The sequence below is a fragment of the Rhizobium sp. 007 genome (genome assembly GCF_015353075.1).
Taxonomy (GTDB): domain Bacteria; phylum Pseudomonadota; class Alphaproteobacteria; order Rhizobiales; family Rhizobiaceae; genus Rhizobium.
In genome coordinates this window covers 1,053,877-1,077,756 of record NZ_CP064187.1, presented here as the reverse complement: position 1 = coordinate 1,077,756, position 23,880 = coordinate 1,053,877, and the positions used below count along the sequence as shown (strand labels likewise).

General features: G+C 60.3%; 29 protein-coding genes and 1 tRNA gene. 17 read left to right on the top strand and 13 right to left on the bottom strand.

The annotated features are described in order from the left end of the window. Positions 1-270 precede the first annotated feature (270 nt). Entirely contained in the window at positions 271-1,101 is an 831-nt protein-coding gene (locus ISN39_RS05290) for an enoyl-CoA hydratase (RefSeq protein WP_074067380.1), read from the bottom strand. 73 nt (positions 1,102-1,174) lie between these two features. On the opposite strand from ISN39_RS05290, the gene ISN39_RS05285 reads away from it, so the two are divergent. From ISN39_RS05285 to rpsI, 3 genes are all read left to right on the top strand, one after another. Further along, positions 1,175-1,600, top strand: a complete 426-nt coding sequence (locus ISN39_RS05285) for a PaaI family thioesterase (protein ID WP_039844541.1) — start codon at positions 1,175-1,177, stop codon at positions 1,598-1,600. A gap of 229 nt (positions 1,601-1,829) precedes the next feature. Next, the gene (gene rplM, locus ISN39_RS05280; RefSeq protein WP_022714788.1) at positions 1,830-2,294 is read left to right on the top strand and encodes a 50S ribosomal protein L13; all 465 of its coding nucleotides are present in this window, start codon (positions 1,830-1,832) and stop codon (positions 2,292-2,294) included. A 2-nt stretch (positions 2,295-2,296) separates the two neighbouring features. After that, positions 2,297-2,764 (top strand): 30S ribosomal protein S9, encoded by a 468-nt coding sequence (gene rpsI / locus ISN39_RS05275; RefSeq protein ID WP_022714787.1) that lies wholly within the window; start codon positions 2,297-2,299, stop codon positions 2,762-2,764. Positions 2,765-2,839: 75 nt separating this feature from the next. On the opposite strand, the gene ISN39_RS05270 is transcribed toward rpsI, so the two are convergent. Continuing rightward, complete coding sequence (locus ISN39_RS05270) at positions 2,840-3,301, bottom strand: Lrp/AsnC family transcriptional regulator (RefSeq protein ID WP_074067377.1); 462 nt, start codon at positions 3,299-3,301, stop codon at positions 2,840-2,842. A gap of 152 nt (positions 3,302-3,453) precedes the next feature. Between ISN39_RS05270 and ISN39_RS05265 the strand changes: the two genes are divergently transcribed. From ISN39_RS05265 to ISN39_RS05250, 4 genes are all read left to right on the top strand, one after another. After that, positions 3,454-4,245 (top strand): phenylalanine 4-monooxygenase, encoded by a 792-nt coding sequence (locus tag ISN39_RS05265; protein WP_194729391.1) that lies wholly within the window; start codon positions 3,454-3,456, stop codon positions 4,243-4,245. Positions 4,246-4,329: 84 nt separating this feature from the next. Further along, positions 4,330-5,283 (top strand): agmatinase, encoded by a 954-nt coding sequence (gene speB, locus ISN39_RS05260; protein ID WP_194729390.1) that lies wholly within the window; start codon positions 4,330-4,332, stop codon positions 5,281-5,283. Positions 5,284-5,361: 78 nt separating this feature from the next. Then, the gene (argC, locus tag ISN39_RS05255) at positions 5,362-6,294 is read left to right on the top strand and encodes an N-acetyl-gamma-glutamyl-phosphate reductase (protein ID WP_194729389.1); all 933 of its coding nucleotides are present in this window, start codon (positions 5,362-5,364) and stop codon (positions 6,292-6,294) included. 21 nt (positions 6,295-6,315) lie between these two features. Continuing rightward, positions 6,316-7,107, top strand: coding sequence for a sulfite exporter TauE/SafE family protein (locus tag ISN39_RS05250; RefSeq protein ID WP_194729388.1), 792 nt, complete (start codon positions 6,316-6,318; stop codon positions 7,105-7,107). 21 nt (positions 7,108-7,128) lie between these two features. On the opposite strand, the gene ISN39_RS05245 is transcribed toward ISN39_RS05250, so the two are convergent. After that, positions 7,129-8,232, bottom strand: coding sequence for a COX15/CtaA family protein (locus ISN39_RS05245; RefSeq protein ID WP_194729387.1), 1,104 nt, complete (start codon positions 8,230-8,232; stop codon positions 7,129-7,131). 111 nt (positions 8,233-8,343) lie between these two features. Between ISN39_RS05245 and ISN39_RS05240 the strand changes: the two genes are divergently transcribed. Both ISN39_RS05240 and ISN39_RS05235 read left to right on the top strand, forming a co-directional pair. Then, positions 8,344-8,553, top strand: coding sequence for a DUF2842 domain-containing protein (locus tag ISN39_RS05240; RefSeq protein WP_074067363.1), 210 nt, complete (start codon positions 8,344-8,346; stop codon positions 8,551-8,553). A 123-nt stretch (positions 8,554-8,676) separates the two neighbouring features. Next, positions 8,677-9,900, top strand: coding sequence for a GNAT family N-acetyltransferase (locus ISN39_RS05235; RefSeq protein ID WP_194729386.1), 1,224 nt, complete (start codon positions 8,677-8,679; stop codon positions 9,898-9,900). Here ISN39_RS05235 and ISN39_RS05230 read toward each other — a convergent pair whose 3' ends face one another. After that, on the bottom strand, positions 9,901-12,039 hold the full coding sequence (locus ISN39_RS05230; RefSeq protein WP_194729385.1) for a Wzz/FepE/Etk N-terminal domain-containing protein: 2,139 nt from the start codon (positions 12,037-12,039) through the stop codon (positions 9,901-9,903). A gap of 192 nt (positions 12,040-12,231) precedes the next feature. Between ISN39_RS05230 and ISN39_RS05225 the strand changes: the two genes are divergently transcribed. The 6 genes from ISN39_RS05225 (at position 12,232) to ISN39_RS05200 (ending at position 17,390) form a co-directional block, all read left to right on the top strand. After that, positions 12,232-12,807: a polysaccharide biosynthesis/export family protein gene (locus ISN39_RS05225; protein ID WP_022714777.1), complete on the top strand. Its 576-nt coding sequence runs from the start codon at positions 12,232-12,234 to the stop codon at positions 12,805-12,807. Between the two features lie 6 nt (positions 12,808-12,813). After that, positions 12,814-13,995, top strand: a complete 1,182-nt coding sequence (locus tag ISN39_RS05220) for a glycosyltransferase (RefSeq protein ID WP_074067359.1) — start codon at positions 12,814-12,816, stop codon at positions 13,993-13,995. A gap of 46 nt (positions 13,996-14,041) precedes the next feature. After that, entirely contained in the window at positions 14,042-15,592 is a 1,551-nt protein-coding gene (locus ISN39_RS05215; protein WP_194729384.1) for an undecaprenyl-phosphate glucose phosphotransferase, read from the top strand. Then, positions 15,589-16,833: an O-antigen ligase family protein gene (locus ISN39_RS05210; RefSeq protein WP_194729383.1), complete on the top strand. Its 1,245-nt coding sequence runs from the start codon at positions 15,589-15,591 to the stop codon at positions 16,831-16,833. The genes ISN39_RS05215 and ISN39_RS05210 overlap by 4 nt, the downstream gene beginning before the upstream one ends. Before the next feature lie 39 nt (positions 16,834-16,872). After that, entirely contained in the window at positions 16,873-17,166 is a 294-nt protein-coding gene (locus tag ISN39_RS05205; RefSeq protein WP_039844528.1) for a transcriptional regulator, read from the top strand. A 74-nt stretch (positions 17,167-17,240) separates the two neighbouring features. Beyond that, on the top strand, positions 17,241-17,390 hold the full coding sequence (locus ISN39_RS05200; RefSeq protein ID WP_167377858.1) for a hypothetical protein: 150 nt from the start codon (positions 17,241-17,243) through the stop codon (positions 17,388-17,390). Between the two features lie 3 nt (positions 17,391-17,393). Here ISN39_RS05200 and ISN39_RS05195 read toward each other — a convergent pair whose 3' ends face one another. Then, positions 17,394-17,606 carry a hypothetical protein gene (locus ISN39_RS05195; protein ID WP_039844526.1) on the bottom strand — a complete coding sequence of 71 codons (213 nt, stop codon included), beginning with the start codon at positions 17,604-17,606 and terminating at the stop codon, positions 17,394-17,396. A gap of 308 nt (positions 17,607-17,914) precedes the next feature. On the opposite strand from ISN39_RS05195, the gene ISN39_RS36105 reads away from it, so the two are divergent. After that, positions 17,915-18,178 (top strand): hypothetical protein, encoded by a 264-nt coding sequence (locus ISN39_RS36105; RefSeq protein WP_074067353.1) that lies wholly within the window; start codon positions 17,915-17,917, stop codon positions 18,176-18,178. Positions 18,179-18,366: 188 nt separating this feature from the next. Here ISN39_RS36105 and ISN39_RS05190 read toward each other — a convergent pair whose 3' ends face one another. The 3 genes from ISN39_RS05190 to ISN39_RS05180 all read right to left on the bottom strand — a co-directional run bounded on the left by ISN39_RS05190 (position 18,367) and on the right by ISN39_RS05180 (position 19,728). Next, a complete protein-coding gene (locus tag ISN39_RS05190; RefSeq protein WP_194730283.1) occupies positions 18,367-18,546 on the bottom strand; it encodes a hypothetical protein in 180 nt (59 codons plus the stop codon). Between the two features lie 248 nt (positions 18,547-18,794). Next, positions 18,795-18,868: transfer RNA gene (locus tag ISN39_RS05185), tRNA-Pro, on the bottom strand. A 194-nt stretch (positions 18,869-19,062) separates the two neighbouring features. Further along, the gene (locus ISN39_RS05180) at positions 19,063-19,728 is read right to left on the bottom strand and encodes an HAD family hydrolase (RefSeq protein ID WP_194729382.1); all 666 of its coding nucleotides are present in this window, start codon (positions 19,726-19,728) and stop codon (positions 19,063-19,065) included. Between the two features lie 252 nt (positions 19,729-19,980). Here ISN39_RS05180 and ISN39_RS05175 point away from each other — a divergent pair, with 252 nt between their 5' ends. Beyond that, positions 19,981-20,295 carry a DUF1236 domain-containing protein gene (locus ISN39_RS05175; protein WP_194729381.1) on the top strand — a complete coding sequence of 105 codons (315 nt, stop codon included), beginning with the start codon at positions 19,981-19,983 and terminating at the stop codon, positions 20,293-20,295. Positions 20,296-20,383: 88 nt separating this feature from the next. On the opposite strand, the gene ISN39_RS05170 is transcribed toward ISN39_RS05175, so the two are convergent. The 5 genes from ISN39_RS05170 to plsX form a co-directional block, all read right to left on the bottom strand. Then, positions 20,384-20,644 (bottom strand): hypothetical protein, encoded by a 261-nt coding sequence (locus tag ISN39_RS05170; protein ID WP_194730282.1) that lies wholly within the window; start codon positions 20,642-20,644, stop codon positions 20,384-20,386. 6 nt (positions 20,645-20,650) lie between these two features. Continuing rightward, positions 20,651-21,235, bottom strand: coding sequence for a MerR family transcriptional regulator (locus tag ISN39_RS05165; RefSeq protein ID WP_074067345.1), 585 nt, complete (start codon positions 21,233-21,235; stop codon positions 20,651-20,653). A 133-nt stretch (positions 21,236-21,368) separates the two neighbouring features. Continuing rightward, a complete protein-coding gene (locus tag ISN39_RS05160; RefSeq protein ID WP_022714764.1) occupies positions 21,369-21,707 on the bottom strand; it encodes an integration host factor subunit alpha in 339 nt (112 codons plus the stop codon). A gap of 111 nt (positions 21,708-21,818) precedes the next feature. Next, the gene (locus tag ISN39_RS05155; protein WP_194729380.1) at positions 21,819-22,790 is read right to left on the bottom strand and encodes a beta-ketoacyl-ACP synthase III; all 972 of its coding nucleotides are present in this window, start codon (positions 22,788-22,790) and stop codon (positions 21,819-21,821) included. A gap of 19 nt (positions 22,791-22,809) precedes the next feature. Beyond that, the gene (gene plsX, locus ISN39_RS05150) at positions 22,810-23,856 is read right to left on the bottom strand and encodes a phosphate acyltransferase PlsX (RefSeq protein ID WP_039844515.1); all 1,047 of its coding nucleotides are present in this window, start codon (positions 23,854-23,856) and stop codon (positions 22,810-22,812) included. Positions 23,857-23,880 lie beyond the last annotated feature (24 nt).

Genomic DNA, 23,880 nt, shown 5'->3' with positions numbered 1-23,880 from the left:
ATAACCTCTTTTGAGATCCGCTCGCCCTTCTCACGTTCTGCAACAGCCAGATCGCAAGCAAATTGCAAATTGAGCCAAAAGCTGCGGATCGTTTCTCGAAAGCATAGACGCCAAGGGCCGTTGATTGTCGTTGCCCACTGACCTTTCCGATCGCCGCTCAATCTATGCAGTCCAACAGATTTAGCGGGCTTAAATCGTCGAGCGATTTCGCATAATGAGCACGACTCGCCTTTTGGCCTTGTCTGCTCGTCCCGCAGAATGTCGAGCGCGCTACTCGCCGGTCCAACTCGGCACCCGTTTTGCAAGAAACGCGCCGATGCCCTCTTCCGCGTCTGCAGTCAGCATGTTGTCGACCATCACCTGGGCCGCATGGCTGTATGCCTCTTCTGTCGGCATTTCGAGCTGGCGGTAGAAGGCCTCCTTGCCGATCTTCAGCGTCAAGGGTGATTTCGAAGCGATGACGGAAGCGTATTTGCTCACGACCTGCGTCAGATACTGCTTGGGTACGATCCGGTTGACGAGGCCGAAGTCCTTGGCGGTCGAAGCATCGATCGTTTCGCCGGTCAGCAGCATTTCCATCGCCTGCTTCCGGTGCGCGGCGCGCGTAACGGCGACCATTGGCGTCGAGCAGAACAGCCCGATATTGACGCCAGGTGTGCAGAAGGTCGCGGTGTCGGTACAGATCGCAAGGTCGCAGGAGACGACGAGCTGGCAGCCGGCTGCGGTCGCAAGGCCGTCGATCTGCGCGATCACCGGTTTCGGCAGGCGGGTGATCTCCAGCATGAGATCGGCTGCAAGCGCAAATGTCTCCTCGAAGAAGGCCACCCCGCCATCGGCATCGGCACGATGCTCCGTCATCTCCTTGAGATCGTGCCCCGCAGAGAACACATCGCCGGTCGAGGCGATGACCACTACGCGGACTTCGCCGTCTTCAGCGGCTTTCTGAAGCTCGCCCATCAACAGTTCCATCACCGCGATCGAAAGCACGTTCGCCGGCGGGTTGTTGAGCGTGAGCCGCAGCACGCCATCGGCAAGCGAGCGGGTAACGAGGACACTCCCATCCTCGTTTGCGCCCTTCCGGAAGGATACGACTTCGGCCATGGACTAACTCCTTGCATTGCGATTTCGTGCTAACAGTTCTGTCACAAGCTATCGGCAATTTCGAGGAGAAGCGATGCAGCCGGTCATGACGATCGAGGAGGTCCACCAGTTTCTGGAGACCGATTTCCCGCAGATCCACACGGACGGGCGCGTCTTTACCGTGACGGATATTACGCCCGGCAGTGTCTCGACGCGGTTCGATCCGTCAAAAAGGCATCTGCGCCCTGGCGGCACCGTGTCCGGTCCTGCCCTCTTCACGCTGGCGGACGTCACCGCCTATGCAGCGGTGCTTGCCCATATCGGCCCGGTCGCACTTGCCGTCACGACCAGCCTCAACATCAATTTCCTGCGCCTGCCGAAGCCGCAGCCGACAACCTGCACCTGCCGGATCCTCAAGCTCGGAAAGCGGCTCGCCGTTATCGACGCCGCCATCTTTCAGGAAAATCCGGCCGAGCTGGTGGCCCATGCGACGGCAACTTATTCGATTCCACCGCGATAAAATTACGGTATCATATTACCACATAATTAACACATTGATTTTGTTTCGTATTTTTTACGGTGGCGCAGACGGATGATATTGACCGTTAAGGCCTTTCCCTCTATACACCGCGCCAGAAACGCAGCCTTTCCGGGCTGCTTTCTTTTTGGCGCGCTTTCGGGTGCGTCAAACCAAGCAACAAGAAACGCCCTTGGCCCTCGGGTTCAGGGATCCAAAGGAGAGAATCACTATGGCAACCTTCTCCCAGAAGCCTGCAGAGGTGGAGAAGAAGTGGGTGATCATCGACGCCGAAGGGCTTGTCGTTGGCCGCCTCGCTTCCCTCATCGCCATGCGTCTGCGCGGCAAGCACAAGGCAACCTTCACGCCTCACGTTGACGACGGCGACAACGTTATCGTCATCAATGCCGACAAGGTCGTTTTCACCGGCAAGAAGTATTCCGACAAGGTCTACTACTGGCACACCGGTTATGCCGGCGGCATCAAGGAGCGCACCGCTCGCCAGATCATCGAAGGCCGCTTCCCGGAGCGCGTCCTCGAAAAGGCCGTTGAGCGCATGGTCCCGCGTGGTCCGCTCGGCCGTCGCCAGATGAAGAACCTCCGCGTCTACTCCGGTTCCAACCATCCCCATGAAGCACAGCAGCCGACCGTCCTCGACGTCGCCAAGCTGAACAAGAAGAACGTAAGGAGCGCCTGATAATGGCTGACCTCTCTTCCCTGAAGGACCTCGGCACGTCGTCGGAAGCAGCTGCTCCGGTTCACGTCCGCAAGGTCGACTCGCTTGGCCGCTCCTATGCGACCGGCAAGCGTAAGGATGCCGTAGCCCGTGTTTGGCTCAAGGCCGGCTCCGGCAAGATCACCGTCAACGGCAAGGACTTCACGGCATACTTCGCCCGTCCGGTCCTGCAGATGATCCTGCGCCAGCCGATCGTCGCTGCAGCCCGCGACGGCCAATTCGACATCGTTGCAACGGTTGCAGGCGGCGGTCTTTCCGGCCAGGCCGGTGCCGTTCGTCACGGTCTCTCGAAGGCCCTCACCTACTTCGAGCCGGGCCTTCGCGGCGTGCTCAAGAAGGGCGGCTTCCTGACCCGCGACAGCCGCGTCGTCGAGCGTAAGAAGTACGGCAAGGCCAAGGCCCGCCGTTCGTTCCAGTTCTCGAAGCGCTAATCGCTCCAGAATACGGATTTTGCAAAGGCCGGGTCTTTCCCGGCCTTTTCTTTTGCCACCACTCGCAGCCGGCCCTCAGATCGGCAGCTCTGTCGTCGACTTCAGTTCGCGCAGGACGAAGCTCGAAACCACATTGCGCACATGTGGATTGCGCATCAGGTAGCGTGTCATGAAGGCCTCGTAGGCTTCGACGTCGCGCGCCCTGATCTTCAGCATATAGTCGAACGTCCCCGATAGCGCATAGCATTCCATGATCTCGGGCCGGTCGCGCACTGCGGCGGCAAAGGCTTCGATCGCCTCTTCGTGGTGGTCCTCCAAGGTTACATGGGCGATGATGCAGAGCTTGAGATCGAGCTTTGCCGGATCGAGGAGCGCCACACGCTTGCGAATGACGCCTTCCGTCTCGAGTTCCTGCATCTTGCGCCAGGCGGTGCTTTGCGACATGCCGGCCTTTTCCGCCAGCTCGGCGAGCGACAGAGTGCTGCCGGCCTGCACAAGCTGCAGGAGCTTGCGGGCCGCCTTCAAATTTTCTTTCATTCTTTCCCCTCCTCACGGATTATTCTCCCATTTTCCAACCATAATCCGGCAATGCTGAAATGTTTACCCGCATTCCCAGGGATATAATGGTGACATGACAGCCGGAGGTCGAAATCGCCCGGCTCATTGGATCAGAGGACGGGAGGCCGCTCATGACCAAGGAAAGCACCTACACGGCGAACCTGCCGGATGCGAACGGCATCTATCACTACACCGCTGAAGAAGACCAAATCTGGAGCGAGCTCTATCAGCGCCAGATGACGCTGCTCGCCGACAAGGCCTGCCGGGAATATCTGGACGGCGTGAAGACCCTCGGGCTGAAGCCGCAAAAAGTTCCGCAGCTTCGCGACGTCAATCGGCGTCTTAACGAAACCACCGGCTTCGGCGTGGAAGGCGTCCCTGCCCTCATCCCGCCGTCGCGCTTCTATGAATTGCTGTCGCAGGGCAAGTTTCCGCTGGCGACGTTCATCCGGCGCCGCGAGCATATCGATTATATCGAAGAGCCGGATATCTTCCACGAGGTCTTCGGCCATTGTCCGCTGCTGACCAACCAGAGCTACGCCAATTTCGTCCGCCGCTTCGGCGAGAAGGCCGTCGGCCTCGGCAAGGGGTATTCCTGGCATCTGTTTCGGATTTTCTGGTTCACTGTGGAATTCGGCCTCATCAACACCCCGCAGGGACGCCGCTGCTTCGGCGCCGGCATCGTCTCCTCGCCCAACGAGACGCGGGCGGCAATGGAAGGCAAGGCATGCGAATTCCGGCCTTTCGACCTGATGACAGCGCTGAGAACGCCCTACCGGATCGATATCGTCCAGCCGATTTACTACGTGATCGACAGCTTTTCGCAGTTGGAGTCGATCATCGAGGAAGATATCGGTGCCCGCATCAACGAGGCCAAGGCTCTCGGCGACTTTCCGCCGGCATTCGAAGCCAAGGCGTCCTGAGCGACAGGAATTTCGTTTCGTTCGGGGCTTGCCTTGTCGGCCGTGATTGTCCAACGTCCTGCCAACATGTGATGAAGGGACGCCATGGCAGAGAAGTCGATCGATCACGCCTTTATGGCGACCAGCCTCACATCGTCGGCCACTGACCCAACCTTTGCCGGAGCGCTCTCCTTCATGCGGCGTCGGTTCACCAAGGTTCTGACAGGCGCCGACGTCGTCGTCTGGGGTATTCCCTTCGATGCGGCAACCTCCAACCGGCCGGGAACGCGCTTCGGGCCGCAGGCGATCCGTCGCGCCTCGGCGATCTTCGACAACGATCCGCAATATCCCTTCAATCGCGATCTCTTCGCCGAAATGGCGGTGATCGACTACGGCGACTGCCTGCTTGACTACGGCAATCACCAGGAGACGCCGGCGGCAATCGAGCGGCAGGCGAATATGATTCTTGACAGCGGCGCCTTCCTGCTCACGCTAGGCGGCGACCACTATGTCACATGGCCGATCCTCAAGGCGCATGCGGCCAGGCACGGTCCGCTGGCGCTGGTGCAGTTCGACGCGCATCAAGATACCTGGCTCGACGATAACCGGCGGATCGATCACGGCTCCTTCGTCGCACGCGCGGCCCGCGACGGCATCATCGACCCGGGCCGCTCCATCCAGATCGGTATCCGCACCCACGCGCCGGAGGATTTCGGCATTCGCATCCTCTACGGCCATCAGGTCGAAGAAATGAATGCCGCTGAGATCGCCTCGGCAATCGTCTCGCACACCAAGGACGCTCCGGCCTATCTGACCTTCGATATCGACTGCCTCGATCCGGCCTATACGCCAGGCACCGGCACGCCAGTAGCGGGCGGGCCGTCGAGCGCCAAGATCCTTTCGGTCCTGCAGCGCCTGCAGCAGCTCGATATCCGCGGCGCAGACGTGGTCGAGGTCTCGCCGCCTTATGATCACGCCGATATCACCGCCATTGCAGGGGCGACGGTCGCGATGTATATGCTGGGGCTCCGCGCCGAGAGGCACGCAGCGGCACGCTAGGCCGTTATCAAACTGATTCAACTTCATGGCACACTGATTCCGCAAGCAATCCGAACTCATTGAAAGCGCAGGATTATCATGGCACCGAAAATCTTCATCGATGGCGAACACGGCACAACGGGTCTGCAGATCCGCACGCGCATGGCCGGCCGCCGCGATGTCGAGCTTCTGTCCATTCCGGAGGCTGAACGCCGCAATGCCGCGATGCGCGAGGACATGCTGAACAGCGCCGATATCGCCATCCTCTGCCTGCCCGACGACGCGTCGAAAGCAGCCGTCCAGATGGTTTCGGCGAACGACAATGTGCGCGTTATCGACACGTCGACCGCCTTCCGCGTCAATCCCGGCTGGGCTTACGGCTTTGCCGAAATGGACAAGGAGCAGGCCGAAAAGATCAGGGCCGCCCGTTTTGTCGCCAACCCCGGCTGCTACCCGACGGGCGCCATCGGCCTCATCCGGCCGTTGCGCGCTGCAGGCATTCTGCCGGACGGCTATCCAGTCACCGTCAATGCGGTCTCCGGCTATACCGGCGGCGGCAAGCAGATGATCGCGCAGATTGAAGACCAGAGCCGCGACGATGCAATCACCGCGCCGCATTTCCTCTATGGCCTGCCGCTGACACACAAGCATGTGCCGGAGATGAAAATCCATGGCCTGCTCGACCGAGCGCCAATCTTCTCGCCTTCGGTCGGCAAGTTCGCGCAGGGCATGATCGTCCAGGTGCCGCTGCATCTCGACGATCTCTCGGGCGATGCGACGCTCGAAAGCATCCATGCGGCCCTGACAGCGCATTATGCCGGTCAGGATATCGTCACGGTCGTTCCGCTCGAGGAGAGTCGTACACTTGCCCGTATCGATGCCGTGGAGCTTGCCGGGAAGGACACGATGAAGCTCTTCGTGTTCGGCACGCCGGGCTCCAGTCAGGTCAACCTCGTCGCTCTGCTCGACAATCTTGGCAAGGGCGCCTCGGGGGCGGCCGTCCAAAACATGGATCTGATGCTCGCCTCGTAAACCTTCCGGAGCCCCAAGGACATGCCGATCGATACGCTTTCGGCCGGCGTTGCTGAATGGTTTTCCGCTGCGCTGCCGGATCACGGCATCTATGCGCTAATCTTCTTTGCCTTCATTGCCGGGCTCGCGCGCGGCTTTTCGGGCTTCGGGGCGGCGCTGATCTTCATTCCGCTTGGCGGCGCGATTGTCGGCCCGAAGCTGATTTCTCCCGTTTTGCTTCTCATCGACGGGCTTGCGACACTTGGGATGATCCCGCCTGCCTGGCGCAGCGCCAACCGGCGTGAAGTCTTCGCGATGGCGATCGGCGCGGCTCTCGGCGTTCCCGCGGGCACAGTTGCACTTGCGCTGATGGATACCTTGACGCTGCGCTGGATCATCACCGCCGTGGCTATATCGCTGCTGGCGCTCCTCTTGTCAGGCTGGCGCCATCACGGCGAGCCGCGCGCGCCGCTCAGTGCCGGGGTCGGCCTTATCGCCGGTCTTTTCAGCGGCGCGGCACAGCTTGGCGGCCCGCCGGTCGTTGCCTATTGGCTCGGCGGCAAGAGCGAGTTTACCCGCGTCCGGGCAAATGTCATCCTCTACTTCTCGATCTCCACCTGCTTCAGCGCAATCAGCTATTATGCCGGAGGGCTTTTCGTGCAGGCCGTCTTTGCTCTGACGCCCGTCATCCTGCCGGGCTATGCGCTCGGCCTCTATGGCGGCTCGAAGCTGTTCGGCTTGGCGAAGGAGAGCACGTTCCGGCTGATCTGCTATTTGCTCATCGCCGCGGCCGCCATCATCGGCATGCCAGCGCTCGACGGGATCTTGCGGTAAGCGCCTGACGCAACCTCCTGCTCAGTCCCTTTCCGCAATCATCGTGTCGTGCGCAAACTCACCGTAGAAGCCGCGCCAGTTGGCGACGGCGAAGCCCAAGACGATCAGGGCGCCTGCCTGATGTAAAAGACCCCAATGAAACGGGACCTGCAGAAGGAGCGTAGCGATGCCGATTGCGGCCTGCAGCGTGACGAGCGCGAAGAGAACGACAGCGCGGCGGGCGTGTGTGGTTTGGGGAGCTGCGCGGAGCGCAACCACCATATTGATGAAAGCGAGCGCGAAGAGCACGTAGGCGCCGGCGCGATGGAAGAATTGAACGGTCTTCGGGTTTTCGAAGAAATTGATCCAAGCGGGCTTTTGGATGAGAAGATCGGAGGGGATGATCGCGCCGTCCATCAGCGGCCAGGTATTGTAGGTGAAGCCGGCATCAAGACCGGCCACCAGCGCGCCGAGATAGATCTGGAAGAGCGCGAAAATGGCAATTATCGCCGCCCATGCCCGCGAGCTTTCGGTGGGCGCGGCGTCGTTCGAATGCGGGGAAAGGCCGCGCATGATCCACATGCAGGCGGCGAAAATCAGACAGGCCATGACGAGGTGCGCCGCGAGGCGATACTGGCTGACGTCGGTCCGCACCGAAAGACCGGACGAGACCATCCACCAGCCGATGAAGCCCTGCAGGCCTCCGAGCGCCAGGATGCCGGCGAGCGGCCAGCGCAGCCGCCGTTCGACCATGCCCGTCAGCCAGAAAAAGACAAGCGGCAGAGCGAAGATGACGCCGATCCCGCGGGCGATCAGCCGGTGCGCCCATTCCCACCAGAAGATGGTCTTGAAATCCTCCACGGTCATGTCGCTGTTTAGCTGCTGGAATTCGGGAATGCGCTGGTAGAGCTTGAATTCTTCCTCCCATTCAGCGGCAGTGAGCGGCGGAATGACGCCGTGGATCGGCTTCCATTCCGTGATCGAAAGGCCGGAATTGGTAAGACGCGTCGCGCCGCCGACGAGCACGAGACAGACGAGCGCGAGGAGCACGATACCCAGCCAGATGCGCAGTGCGCGGCGGTTCCGGTCCAACCTGCGGACCTCGCTCAAGATCGTCTGTTGCGTGGTCAAGTTCGCGACGGCCATGATTGTTCCTTCTTTCCGGCAGTTGATTTGCCCCAACGGCTCATGCAAAACAAGCCCCGAACCTTTGCGGCATGCCGTCGCGCGGGTCCACATACTCCGGAAAGAGAATTCATGCCCATCCGCTTGCGCAAATTCATCGGCACGATCCTCATCGTCGTTCTCGTGCTTCTTTATGCGCTTTTGGCGAACACGATTGCCGTCGCGACACTTGGGGAATCGTCGTGGTGGGTCCACCTCCTCTATTTCTCGGTGACGGGCCTTGTCTGGGTCCTGCCGGCGATGCTGATCATCAAATGGATGGCCGGTCCGCGGCAGAAGTGAACGCCGTTAACGCCGGAATAACCGTGATCCGCGGAAAAGACGGTCTGCCCTATTGCATTTAAGCCAAATGAAGGCGCTCGCCCTTTATGCTTCCGGCCAAGCCATCTTGACCGGAGAAGACCCGTGCAGACGCAAAAGCTCGATGCCCATCAACGACCGCTCGACGAAGCGGCGAAAGTCGAGGAAGGCATTGCGAACCCTCGCTCGCTGAGCGCGGAACTCGATGTCACGGTCTTCGACACAATGGCGCCGCTGGAAAAGGATTGGCGCGCCTTGGAGCTCGACAATCTGACGTCTCTCCATCAGGGCTATGACTGGTGCCATAGCTGGGTCGGCGCCTATCGGCGGCCGCTCGCCATTTTGCGAGGCGTCTGCGGGCCAGAATCGGCCTTTATCCTGCCGGTCGAAATCGAGCGCTCCCATGGCGTGCGGATCGCGAAATTCATCGGCGCCAATCACAGCAACATCAATACCGGACTTATCACGGAGCATTTTCTGCGCCGCGCCGTTGACCTCGATGCGCACTGCTTCGCCGAGAGCCTTCGTCACGCCCTTCGCGGCAAGGCCGATCTGCTGCTCTTGCAGAACATCCCGCTGGAATGGCGCGGCCAGAAGAGCCCGCTCGGTCTGTTGCCATTGGTGCAGAACCAGAACCACGCCTATCAGCTGCCGCTGCTTGAAAATTTCGAGGCGACGCTCAGGCAATTGAACTCCAAGAGCCGCCGGAAGAAGTTCCGGGTGCAGTCGAAACGGCTCGAAGCCATCGGCGGCTTCGACTATGTCGCTGGCGGGACGGCCGGCCAGCAGCACGCCTTTCTTGACCAGTTCTTCGCTCAGAAGGCCGAGCGCTTCAAGGCACTCGGGCTGCCCGACGTGTTTGCGGACGCCGAAACGCGGACCTTTCTCCATGGCCTGATCGATATCCGCGAGGGCGACGATTTCGGGCTTGAGATGCATGCGATCCGCCTCAAGGGCGAAAACGAAGGGCATATCGCTGCGCTATCCGGTATCTCGCGCAAGGGCGATCACGTGATCTGCCAGTTCAGTTCGATCAACGAAAGCATTGCGGCGGATGCAAGCCCGGGCGAATTCCTCTTTTGGCAGATGATTTCCAAATTGCACGGGACGGGCGTCACCCTCTTCGATTTCGGTCTCGGCGATCAGGTCTACAAACGTTCTTGGGCACCGATCGAAACGGATCATCACGATATAGTGCTGCCGCTGTCCTTCGTGGGAAGGATCGCCGGGCTTGCGCACCGGGCCATCACGCGGAGCAAGGCCCACATCAAGGCTCGGCCCGGCCTCTATAAATTCGCGCAGCGCGCTCGTTCAAAGATCGGCGTCTGATCAGGCCGCGCGGCGCGGGAGGTCCTCCGCAATTGTCTCGTCGCCGGACATCAGCACGACGCGCTGATAGCCCGCCTTTTCGAATTCCGTCATCGCGACGACGAACTCCTCTTCGATCACGTCCGGCATCGAAAGGATGATCTCGACATCCTTGCTGCGCGTCAGGCGGGAGACGCCGGCAACATCGGCTGCACCGCACTCGACAATCACGAGATCATAGGCTGAGGACAATGCGTCGAGCAGCAGCGAAAGCCGGTCTGCGCCGCGCATCGCCTGACGGATGTCGCTGATGCCCTGCGGGATCAGATGAGCATCTGAATCACGGTCGCCATGGATCGTTTCGCCGAAAGCGGCAGCGCCGCAGAGCAGATCGGTGACGCCCGGCGCATTCGGGTCGTCGCCCATCAACTCGGTCGGATAGCCGGAGCCGGTCATGTCGACCAGAACCACGCGCTGACCGACGTCGGCAAGCGCGCGGGCCAGCGAAACGGTCGCCGCGGAACCATCGTCGCCAGTCGGCGATATCGCGACAGCGAGCGTTGCCCGGCTGCTCGTGAGATAATGGGCGACAGAGCTGATCGAGAATTCGCTTTCGTCTTCCAAAGGTGCAGGCGCCTCCTGCGCAGGCTCTTCTTCCACCGGTGCCGAAAGCATGCTGGGCTTGACGTCACGCTTGGCTTTCGGCGCAGCGGCGGCCTGCGTTTTTTCTTCGATCGGCGCAGCCGGCTCGACGCTGCCGTCGACCGGACGCAGTGCCCGGCCGCTGAAAAGTTCCGCGAGCATGATGACGATCGCGCTCATGACCAACGTCGCGACGGCAGCGACGACGACGATCGGCACGACCTTCGGGAAGTACGGATCGACAGGCTCGATGGCGCGCGAGACGATGCGCGCATCCGCCGGACTCGAATTGCTGTCGGCGCGGGAAGCGGCTTCCCGGTAGCGAGCGAGGTAGGTCTCGAGCAGCTGGCGCTGGGCGTTCGCCTCGCGCTGCAGGGCATTGAGGCCGACCTCGTCTTCGCCCGCCTGGGCGCTGTTTGCCCGCAACGTGCCGGACTGGCGCTCGAGTTCGGCAGCACGAAGGCCGGCGACCTTCGCCTCGCCCTCTACGCTGGCCAGGATCTTTTGCGTCTCCTGGCGGATCTGCGTCTTGATGTCTGCAAGCTGCGCCCGCAGGCTCTTCAACTTCGGATGGTTGTTGAGCAGCGACGTGCTGAGATCGGAAATCTGCGACTGGAGGCCCGACTCAGTGCCCTTCAGCCGCTGCATCGACTGCGAGGACATGATGTCCGGCAACGTATCCGACGCCTCACCGGAGGCGAGCGCGTTGCGGACGGACTGGGCGCGCGCCTCGGCATTCGCCTTTTCGCCGCGTACGCGGGTCAGCTCAACAGAGATATCGTTCAGCTGCTGCTGCGGAAAGTTGCTGCCTCCGTTCGTCGGCAGGAGACCGTGCTTGGCGCGGTATTCGGCAACCTTCTGCTCGGCGTCGTTTACCTTCTTGCGAAGGTTCTCGATTTCCGGCTCGAGCCAACGGGTGGCCTCCGAGTTCGTATCGAGTTTGGCGCCGCTCTGCGTCGCGAGATAGACATTCGCCATGGCATTCGGAATGCGCGCGGCAATCTTCGGATCCTTCGACGTGAAGGTGATGCCGATGACGCGCGAACCGGGAACCTGGTAGACCTGAAGGCGCTCGATGAACGCATCGATCACGCGCTCTTCAGGCGGATTTTCAAGCGGGTTCTTCTTGATATGGAGCGCCACAAGGATGTCGCTCAGCGCAGAGCCGTTGACGGCATCGTCGAATTCAGGCAGCTCATAGAGCTTCTCGCTGTTGATGACCTGCTTGATGATATCGGCGGACTGCAGAAGCTGAACCTGGCTCGCAATGTTCAACTCGTCGAGCAGCGGACCGGCATTGCCGTCGTTCGATTGGGTGTTGGCGAAAGCCGGTGCACGCTGCTCGATCAGCAGACGCGTTTCGGCACTGTATTTCGGCGAGATCATCTTGGCGCCGGCAAAGGCGACCCCTGCCCCGATCAGCGTGACGGCGACAACCTTCAGCCGGCGGGCCCAGACGGCTCGAACGAGCTGGCCAAGGTCGATGTCCACATCCTGATTACCCGTTACGCCGGACATACTCGTACTCCGAGAACAAACATGGCGCGAAGCGTAAACGACTATAGTAACCCGAGGGTTAATGTTGCCCGGCGTAAGCAAAGCGAAGCGTGACGGGCAAAAAGCAAAAAATGCGGCGTATTTTTACCAGCCATTAACCCTAACGGATCGATAACGGCAGCACCGAGTTCGTTTCCTGTGAGCATAACGCGGATGCTTTTCGTCCAGCCCAAGACGCTTCTGGCTCTGAGCCTTGTCGCCATGACGGCGGCATTGAGCGGTTGCAACACCTATAAGCCCGCGCCGAGAGCTTTCAATCAGGCAACGATCCAGCCCTATACGCTCGACAGCGGCGACCGGCTGCGCATCACCGTTTTCGATCAGCCGAGCATGACCAATACCTATATGGTCGATCAGGCAGGCTACATCGCCTTCCCGCTCGTCGGACAGGTGCCGGCGCGCGGACGCACGCTGCAGCAGCTTTCCGGCCAGATCGCCCAGAAGTTGCAGCAGGGTTATCTGCGCGATCCCGATGTGACGATCGATGTCGACCGCTACCGTTCCATCTTCATCATGGGTGAAGTCGGTCAGCCCGGCCAGTATTCCTATGTACCGGGCATGACGGTGCAGAACGCGATCGCCGTTGCCGGCGGCTTCACCTCCCGCGCCAATCAGGGCACGGTCGACGTCACCCGCAAGATCAACGGCCAGGTGCTGACCGGACGCGTCAACATTTCGTCCTCAATCATCGCCGGCGACACGATCTATGTCCGCGAACGGCTGTTCTGATCGCTGATGGCAGAACAGCGCCCCCTCCGCATACTCCATTGTTTCAGATCGCCCGTCGGCGGGATATTTCGCCATGTCCGCGATCTGGTGGAAGAACACAGCACGGCCGGGCATGAGATCGGCATCCTCTGCGACAGCTCCACCGGCGGCGAGCACGAGGACCGGCTTTTCGACGATATCCGTCCCTTTCTCTCGCTCGGGCTGACGCGCATACCGATCCGGCGTTCCGTGGCGCTTTCCGATATCGGCGTGATATGGGAGACATACAAGAAAATCAAAAGTTTGCGGCCGGACGTGCTGCACGGACACGGCGCCAAGGGCGGCGTGCTCGCGCGCCTTGTCGGCTCAGCCTTGCGGGTGAACAGGTATCGCGTAGCCCGCCTCTATACCGCCCACGGCGGAAGCCTGCACTATTCCCGCTCGTCGCTCACCGGACAGTTCGTCCTGCGGATGGAGCGGTTGCAGGAATATTTCACTGATGCCCTCGTCTTCATCTGCGAATACGAGCGCGACACCTATGCGCAGAAAGTGGGCCGGCCGAGACCCATGACGCGGCTGATCTACAACGGGATCGGGGAGCGGGATTTCCAGATCATTCCGACACGATCCGATGCCGTACATTTCATCTATGTCGGCATGCTCCGGGACCTTAAGGGTCCCGATCTGTTTGTGGATGCATTTGCCAAGACCGAGCGGCTGATTGGTCGCCCTCTTTCCGCGCTGATGATCGGCGACGGGCCGGACCGGGAGAAATACCGCGACATGATGGTCGAGCGCGGCCTCGGCAAGCGTATCGGCATGCTGCCGCCGATGCGTGTGCAGGAAGCCTTCGCGATGGCGCAGAACCTGGTGGTGCCATCCCGCGCCGAAGCAATGCCCTACATCATCCTCGAAGGGCTCGGCGCCGGAAAGACGGTCATCGCCAGCCGCGTCGGCGGCATTCCGGAAGTGCTCGGCAGGAGCAGCCCTGCCCTCGTCGCGCCCGACAACGCGGATGACCTAGCCCGCGTCATGGCCGACGCGCTGACGACACCCGGCTGGCATAATGCCGTGATGCCTTCGATCGACTCGGTGAAGTCCGTTTTTTCCTCTTCCGTAATGGCAAGAGATGTCCTGAAACTGTACCACGCGCTCGCGGAGGGGTCTTCAGCCTCCGAAACCTATGAGGCATCCGTAAATCTTTCTTAGGGCCTTTCTGCTAATGCCGTTTGAAACAACGAGCGGCTGAAGCCTTATGAACAAAGCAGAAAAGAGCGATCAGTTCGACGTGGAAGCCCTGCGCAAGCGGGTTTCCGCTGCCAGCGCAGACGGTGGCGGGAGGGAAACCCCGGGAGAGATCAACGCCTATGCCCGGCAGATTGCCGAACAGTTCCGCGAGGGAACGCGTTCCCCGTCGATGGTCATCGGCCAGCTACGCCTCTTCGAATTCGTCTCGCAATTCGCAATCGGGCTGCTCGCCTTCCTGATCTGGCCTGGAGACGGCAGCGAAAGCCTTGGCGCGCGGGCGGGCATAGCAGCCGCCGCGGCGGCGTTGGGCGTCATGGCGCTGCAGCTTTCGGATACCTATTCCATTCCGGCGCTGCGGGCCCGCATTCGCCTGCTGCCGCGCATCTTCGGCGCCTGGGCGGCTGCCTTTGCCGTAACGGAAGTGATCTTTTCGCTCTTCCGCGATCTCGCATGGGCAGAGATAAACCTGCATGTCGCCTGGTTCTCGCTTGCCTCAATCTTCCTGCTCGGCTCACGCTTCCTGGTCGCCTACGGCATCCGCAACTGGGCGCGCAACGGCGTCATGGAGCGCCGCGCCGTGATCGTCGGCGGCGGCGAACCTGCCAAGGATCTGATCCGCGTTCTCGAGCAGCAGGCAGACAACGACATCCGCATATGCGGCATCTTCGACGACCGGGGCGAGAAGCGCTCGCCGGTCATGGTCGCCGGCTATCCGAAGCTCGGCACCGTTGCCGAACTGGTCGAATTCGTACGGCTGACCCGGATCGACATGCTGATTATCGCGCTGCCGCTCAGCGCCGAGGCGCGCATCCTGCAGCTTCTCAAAAAACTTTGGATCCTGCCGGTCGATATCCGCCTTGCGGCACATGCCAATCGCCTGCGGTTCCGGCCGCGTGCCTATTCGCATATCGGCTCCGTGCCGATGCTCGACATTTTCAAGAAGCCGATCCGCGATTGGGACTCTGTCGCCAAACGCGGCTTCGATGTCTTCTTCGCATCGCTTGCGCTTGCTTTGCTCTGGCCGGTGATGATCCTGACGGCCATTGCAATCAAGCTGACGTCCAAGGGTCCAGTCTTCTTCATGCAGAAGCGGCACGGCTTCAACAATGAGGTCATCAACGTCTTCAAGTTCCGTTCGATGTACACCAACATGAGCGATCACATCGCCAAGGTCGTAGTGACCAAGGGCGATCCGCGCGTGACGCCGGTCGGCCGCTTCATCCGCAAGTCCTCGATCGATGAATTGCCGCAACTGTTCAATGTGCTGAAAGGCGATCTCTCGCTCGTCGGCCCCCGGCCGCATGCAGTCCTGGCGCAGACCAAAGATCGCGCCTGGGGCGACATCGTGGAAGGCTATTTCGCCCGTCACCGCGTGAAGCCCGGCGTGACCGGCTGGGCGCAGATCAACGGCTGGCGCGGCGAGATCGACAATGACGACAAGATCAAGTTCCGCACCGCCTACGACCTCTACTATATCGAGAACTGGTCGCTCTGGTTCGATCTCAAGATATTGTTCCTGACGCCGGTGCGGTTGCTCAACACGGAAAACGCCTATTGAGCGCGATCGAGGCGGCATATTCCCACGTCGCCCAACCGCAGCGCGCCGCACTGCGCTTCATCGGCTCGGCGATGGTTGCCTTCGGCGTCTTCCTCGCTGGCTTCGTCATCAATGAGCCTGCGCCTTACGAACTGTGGATGGCGGGGCTCGTCGGCATCTGGTTCATCCTCGGCCTCCGAATCTCGCGCTTCACCGCGATGCTTCTGACCCTGCTCCTGACCTTCAATGTCGGCGGCATGCTTTCACTGACGCAAATGAAGGACATGACCGGCGGGCCGATGTATGTCGCGGTCTCGACCTTCCTTGCCCTGACCTCGGTCTTCTATGCGGCCATCATCGAAGACAGCGCCAAGCGGCTGCCGCTGATCTTCAATGCCTGGGTCTTTGCAGCCGTCATCACCTCGTTGCTCGGTATACTTGGATATTTCCATGCCTTTCCCGGCGCCGAGGTCTTCACGCTCTACGACCGCGCGAAGGGCGCATTCCAGGATCCGAACGTCTTCGGACCGTTCCTCGTCGTACCGTCCCTCTATCTCATCCACGGCATATTGACGCGCGACCTGAAGACCTCGCCGTTGCGCGCCGCCGCGCTGCTGATCGTTGCGCTCGGCGTATTCCTGTCCTTCTCGCGCGCCGCCTGGGGCCTCTTCCTGCTCGGTGTGGTGCTGCTCATCTTCCTGATGCTCCTGAAGGAGCGAAGCGGCGCTTTCCGGCTGCGCATCCTCATCCTCTCGCTTCTGGCGATCGTTTTGATGGTCGCAGCCCTTCTGATCGCGCTTCAATTCCCGCAGGTCAGCGATTTGTTCAGCACCCGCGCACAGCTCGTCCAGGAATATGACGGCGAATATCTCGGCCGTTTCGACCGCCACCGCATCGGCTTTCAGATGATGATGGAAAGGCCGCTCGGTCTCGGCCCGATGGTGTTCGGCACCATCTTTCCGGAAGACGAGCACAATATCTGGCTGAAGACGCTGACGACCTATGGCTGGCTCGGCTTCGTCTCCTACGTGTCGCTCCTCGTGTGGACGCTTTACCTCGGCCTCAAGAACCTCCTCAGGGATCGGCCCTGGCAGCCTTATCTGATGATCGCCTGGATCTGCATCATCGGCCACGCGGTCATCGGCAACGTGATCGACATCGACCATTGGCGGCATGTCTATCTTCTCTTCGGCATCGTCTGGGGGTGCGCCGCGCTCGAACATCGCCACCGGCAGAGTTTCCCCGGCCATAGCGCGGCCTAAGTACTTGAGAACGGCGGCATTCGCGCTAAACTTCCAAGCATGATCACAGGAATGCAGATACGCGGCGCGCGCGCCATGACCGGGATGAGCATCGATGAGCTTGCCGCTGCGTCCGGCCTGACGCCGGAAGCTATAGAGGCACTCGAAGACGGCGACGGAATGGGCGAGCCCGGCGCATTCCTTGCCGCCAAGCACGCGCTGGAAGCAGCCGGCGTGATCTTTATCGCAAGCGGCAATCAGGACGAGGGCGGCCCCGGTGTGCGTCTGCGGGCGCGCACGTCAAGCGACGACGGCATCCGCCCCGAAAACCTCAACGCCACCAACGACGACTGAGTGTGGCCCGCACAAGGAACCAAAGGGATGTTCACGCGTTTTTCCTTCGATATCAAAACGTTGGGGAAAAAATCTTGAACCGCAACAATGGTCTCTATTTCGTCGTCGGCGCCTTGGTCGTCGTCATTGTCGGCCTTGGCGCCTATATTTTCAATGAGGAACGCAAGCCCGATGGCATCGAACTTCGCATCGGCCAGAACGGCATTTCCGTCGAGGAAAAGTGAGGGCTAGAGATAGGCCTTCGCAAGGGCGGCGAGTTTCGTGCTGTCCTTGGCACCCTGGCGATAGAGCTGGATGATCAGCGCGCCGAGGTGCTCGGCTTCGGGCGTGTTGCGGCTTAGTCCCCTCGCCTTGCAAACGACATCCAACACTCCGGAAATCACATCTAGGTCTTCCGAAAAGAGCGGCAGATCACGGGGATGAAAAGGTGTATCGAGCATCGAGCCGCACTTCCCATGAGGGCGAAAGCACAACTGCATCATTCGCCAGCCGCCCATCCATGGCCGACGATATAGATAATATGCGCGCCGATTTCCGGCTTGGCAACTGGAACAAATGTCTCGGGGTCGCAGGCTGGGTTTCCGGCGCGCCTGCGCTTGTGCCGGCCCCCTTCTGCGTGCTTTTTTTGCATGCCAGTCGAGCTTACGCTTTCCTGCATAAAACAGAGCACCATTTACTTCGTGCGCCAGAGGCGCGCGACACGGAACGTTCCTCCGTTACACGGCAAAACATTTGAAGGCCAACAGTAATGGGAATTCGACCGACGATTTTGATAGCTGCACTGGTGTTATCCGGCTGCACCAGCGGCTCCGAAGGAATTGAGCCGATACGCGGAAGCATCACATATGGAGGCCAGCCACCGGTGCGGCTTAGCAAATCGCCGCCCGGCTCTGTTCTGCCCCATCAATTTATCGACCCGACCGGCCGATGGGTGGAGGAAACCTACATCATTCAACCGGACAGAAGCCTCAAGCTCGTAAGACGGCGTGATGTGGTCGACAGCGCCGATTGAGTGGACACAAGCAAAAGGAAAGGCCGGTGCGACACCGGCCTTTCCTTGGAAGCACATCGGTTACTTGTTACCGCATAGTTCTGCCATGGCGGTCTGGTCGTCGCCGCGGCCAGGAGAGGTCCGCGCCTTGTCGTACGCAGAGCAATTGCTTTCCATGGAGCCTCCCCGTGTCATGGTCGTGCTGCCGGTTACATTGGGATCAACCGCAGCAGGCGCATTGCTATTGTTGCCGAAAGGTTGGTTTCCCCTTCCTGCACCGATGGGGGCGAATTCGTTGAGCTGGCCGGAGCGCCTTGGCTCTGGGCATAGGAAGCCGATGTTGCCATGCCGAGGGCCAGAATGGATGCTGCTAAAAGTTTCATACGCATAACGTCCTCCAGTGTTGCGTGGGTGACGGCAGGCTAACCCTAAGAAGACGGGCTTGTTCCGGGAAAAACGGCGGTTCATGATAACAGCTCATCACGCTCTCGCGAGCGGCCGGTTTCTTCCGGCTCCGCTCCATGACGAGCTCTCGAAGTAACTGTTCCAGATAGAAATAGCGGCCAGTCGGACGCTTGCCCCACCAGCCGCCTTTCGGATGCCCAAAGATAACTCGTTGAATTAACGAGTAAAAATCTCGGAATGGCCGGATTTGAACCGACGACCCCTTGACCCCCAGTCAAGTGCGCTACCAGACTGCGCTACATTCCGTCATATGCGTCATTCGGTAGGCCTCAACAATTTCGCTGATCCTTATATCGAACCAGCGCCCCTTGATCCAGTCAAGTGCGCTACCTGGTTGCGCTACGCCTCGACCTGCCGAAACAGCTTGTTTCGTTTAGTTTTTCGTGTCGCCCAATGCAAGCGGAAAAAGCCGTACTCCGCGCAAAAAGCCGATGTGCCACTTAGGCTCCGACGATTCCGATTCCGATGCCGCCGATTTTCTTCACGGTCCATGCCTCGTAGTCCGCAATCGAGAAATGCGGTGTTTCGAAGGGCGTGGCATGTGTCGCGGTAATGACGGTGACATCGGCTCCTGCACCTTCTCCTGCAAGTATGCCCGCAACCGCGTCTTCGAAGACCAAGCAGCGTTTCGGATCGACACCCAGGCGGCTGGCGCCGAGCAGGTAGCATTCCGGGCTGGGCTTGCCTGCCTGGACTTCCTCGCCGGTGACGATGACCTTCGGCATCGGGATGCCGGCGGCGGCCATGCGTCGCTTGGCGAGTTCAAATGGGGCGGAGGTGACGATCGCCCATCTGTCGGCGGGAATGCCGTTCAGAAAGCGGATTGCGCCGGGGATCTGCACGATACCGTCGACGTCTTCCATTTCCTCGATCAGGAGTTTTTTCGCTTCAAGCACCGGATCCACACCGGGAAGCGCCAGTTGACGGATGGTGTCGCTGGCACGGACGCCGTGTATCGTCTTCAGGAACACTTCGGGCTCGAGGCCGTGATCCTTTGCCCAATCGCCCCAGATGCGCTCGACGACTGCTATGGAGTTAAGCAGCGTGCCGTCCATGTCGAAGAGGAATGCATCGTAGGCTTTGCCGGGTACATTGAAAGAGGACACAGGGGAATTCCTTGTGAAATGGGGCTTTGTAAGCAGAAAGGCGGACGGAGATCAGGATTGTCTCTCCCGTTTTTCTGGCGGTTCTCAGCACGAGTCCTTTCGTGCGATCCTCTCTAAACAGATGCCGGCGGCTTTGCCAAGATCGGTGCCACGTCAGCGCCGAAGCAGCAGGCGGCTGTGACCTTTTCCGGAACAACGGACCCGTGGGGGCGTTTTTTCATCAAGGCTGGGTAGGAAAAGGAGATTTGTCCTATGCGCAAGACCATGCTGGCTACGGCCGCCGTAACACTGACGGTCTGCTCTGCCGCCTTCGCACAGAGTACGGTAATCGTCGACCCTGCACCCACCGGCGCCATCGTCTTGCCGGGCGAAGTTCGCACCTATGTGATGGAGCAGCAGGTACCTTCTGTCGTCTATGAGGGCGATGTCGTCGTCGGAACGATGCTTCCGGAGACCGTCGAAATCCACGAGGTCCCGGATATGGACGGTTATGCTTATACCGTCGTCAACGATCGCAGAGTGATCGTCGAACCTCAGACGCACCGTGTCATTCAAATCCTCGAGTGACCAGATCAGGCGCGAAGCTCACAGCTTCGCGCCCATGTCCCTCCCAGAGCAGCAGACAGCACAGGTGTTCCATCCTCAGGAAGCCTTCTCAATGTTTTGAGCCAGAGCCGGCGATGAATAGCCTTCCCGGCGCATGACGCGGCAGCTGTTCCGCCAGCCGCATGGCGAGCACGACCGCTGGTAGCGCCGGATTCGCCTGCCCTCCCGTCGGAAAGACGCTGCTTCCGGCGACATTTTCCACGGGAGAGGCAATCGACGTCGACGATGCCGCCTGGGAATTGGCCGACGTCAGGCCGAGCTGGTGATCACCGTCCAGTACCTGGTCACGGACCGCATTCCCAGGGCGCAACGATTTTTAGCGCACCTGATCGAGAAGGCGCTTGCATTCCAGAAGATCGTAGAGCGCCTCCTGCAGAAGCGCCCTGTCCTCCTTGCTGACGCTCGACTTGCCGATCGAGACTTCAGACTGATCGTCGTCGCCGGCGACGAAATTGAAGAAGCGGCGGGTAATCGGCGGCTTTGCGCGGCCGACCAGCTGATCCTCCTCCGCAATGCCGACGCGCGGTTCACCCGGAGCGCTGTCCCTGCCGCCCGCCGCAAGCGCCTCGACGCTGGCGAGATCGCCTTGCGCGACAGCGACGACGAACTTGTTGCCGTTTGTCTTCAGGAGCTTCTGAACGCCCTTGATCGTATAGCCATGGTCGTAAAGGAGATGGCGGATGCCCTTCAGCAGATCCACGTCTTCCGGCCGGTAATAGCGGCGCCCGCCGCCCCTCTTCATTGGCTTTATCTGCGGAAAGCGCGTTTCCCAAAAACGCAGAACGTGTTGCGGCAGATCGAGGTCGTCAGCGACTTCGCTGATTGTTCGGAAGGCATCGGGGCTCTTGTCCAAGGTCGTACTCCCTACGCGATCACCGGGGCGGTCCAAACCGCGACTCATCATATTTCAACGGTTTGCGGCGTTGAATTCAAGTCATGTCTTCGCATAGCCCACAAGCCGGAAAGCGCGGTTGGAGAAAAATGATCAGGAGGCAGCAATCAGGGACGGATATTCAACTTATCCCATTGCACCCTTACATGGCCGGATTTGCGGGCTTCTGCTTGACCTTGCGCAGGGTGTGCGCCTTGAGAATACGGGTCTTCAGGACGTTCGAAGCCTTGAAGGTCATCACCCGGCGGGGCGAGATCGGCACTTCTTCGCCCGTCTTGGGGTTGCGGCCGATGCGCTCGTTCTTATCGCGGACCTGGAAGGTGGCGAAGGAGGAAAGCTTGACGGTTTCGCCACGGACGATGGCGTTGCAGATTTCGTCGAGCACGGTCTCGACGAGTTCGGCGGATTCGGTCCTGGAGAGACCGACCTTCCGGAAAACCGATTCCGCCAGGTCTGCTCGCGTAACTGTCTTTCCGGTCATGGTCTCCCCGCCAATTCTACAAAATATTTTTTAAATGCGAGCAAAGACTATTTGTCTTGCGCCTTACGGTCAAGCTCTTGTTCGTCGCCAGTTTTTTGCGATTCTTCGCCGTCACCAGCGCAGCAGCAAAGCACCCCAGGTGAAGCCGCCGCCCATCGCCTCCAGCATCACCAGATCGCCTTTCTTGATGCGTCCATCGCCTGCTGCAGTGGCAAGTGCGAGCGGGATCGAGGCGGCCGAGGTGTTGCCGTGCAGGTCGACAGTGATGACGACTTTCTCGGGGGCAATATGCAGCTTCTTGGCGGAGCCGTCGATGATGCGGCGGTTCGCCTGGTGCGGCACAAGCCAGTCGAGATCTTCGGCGGTCGTACCCGTCGAATCGAAGGCGGCCTGGATCACGTCGGTGATCATGCCGACGGCATATTTGAAGACCTCGCGGCCTTCCATGCGCAGCTTGCCGACGGTGCCGGTGGTGGACGGGCCGCCATCGACGAAGAGTTTCTCCTTGTGCGAGCCATCGGAGCGAAGATGCGCCGTCAGGATGCCGCGATCGGCTGTCGTACCCTCACCTTCGGCAGCCTCGATCACGATCGCGCCGGCGCCGTCGCCGAAAAGCACGCAGGTGGTGCGGTCGTTCCAGTCGAGGATGCGCGAGAAGGTTTCCGCACCGATCACGAGGGCACGCCTGGCGAGGCCGCCACGGATATAGGCGTCGGCCGTCGTCACGGCATAGACGAAGCCGGTGCAGACCGCCTGAACGTCGAAGGCGAAGCCGTGGTGCATGCCGAGACGGTTCTGGATATTGACCGCCGTCGCCGGGAAAGTGTTGTCCGGCGTCGAGGTGGCGCAGATGATGAGATCGATATCGGCAGGTGTCATCCCTGCCTTGTCGAGCGCCGCACGCGCGGCCCGCTCGCCGAGCGAAGACGTGGTCTCGTCATCGCTTGCGATATGTCGCTGGCGGATGCCGGTGCGTTGGACGATCCACTCGTCAGACGTATCGACGACATCTTCCATCTCGCGATTGGTCATTACGCGTTTCGGAAGTGCGGCTCCGAACCCGCGAACCACTGAACGGATCATTCTGGTTAAACCTCGTTGCTCATGCGGCTTCCGGCCCCATCGGGGGTAACCGCTTGGCATGATATTTCTTGAGATCGTTTTCTATTTTCTGATTGAGGCCATTCTTGGCCATATCATAGCCGACCTCGATGGCAGCAGCGATGCCGTCTGCATTGGCACCGCCATGGCTCTTGATGACGATGCCGTTGAGACCAAGGAATACGCCGCCATTGACCTTGCTCGGGTCCATCTTTTCGCGAAGCATGTCGAAGGCGCTCTTGGCAAAGAGATAGCCGATCCTGGCAAGCAGCGTGCGGGACATCGCGGCACGCAGGTATGCGGCGATCTGTTTTGCCGTACCTTCTGCCGCCTTCAAGGCGATATTGCCCGAAAAGCCTTCGGTCACGACGACATCGACGGTGCCTTTCCCGATGTCGTCGCCTTCGACGAAACCGGAATATTCGAGCGAATCGATATTGGCCTCGCGAAGCAGCCGGCCTGCTTCCTTGACTTCTTCCTGGCCTTTCATCTCTTCGACGCCGACGTTCAGCAGGCCGATCGTCGGCCGTTCGAGTTCGAAGAGGGCGCGCGCCATGGCGCCGCCCATCAGGGCGAAGTCCATCAGCTGCTGAGAATCAGCGCCGATCGTCGCGCCAACATCGAGAACGATGCTCTCGCCCCGCAGCGTCGGCCAAATGGCCGCAATCGCCGGGCGCTCGATATTGGCCATCGTGCGCAGACAGAACTTTGCCATGGCCATCAGAGCGCCGGTGTTGCCCGCGGAAACGGCGACATCAGCGTCGCCCGTCTTCACGGCCTCGATCGAGCGCCACATGGTGGAAATATATCGGCCGCGGCGCAGCGCCTGGCTGGGCTTCTCGTCCATGCGAACGGCAAGTTCGCAATCGTGGAAGACGGACTTTTCCCTCACCTTCGGAAACTTGGCGAGAACCGGATCGCACTGCTCTTTCAGTCCAAAAAAGACGAAGGAGATATCCGGATGCCTTTCCAATGCTTTCGCGGCACCGGGGATGACAACCTGGGGACCAAAGTCGCCACCCATGAGGTCGAGAGATATTCTGATCACGCGTCCCTGATCCTTTTCTTTCGC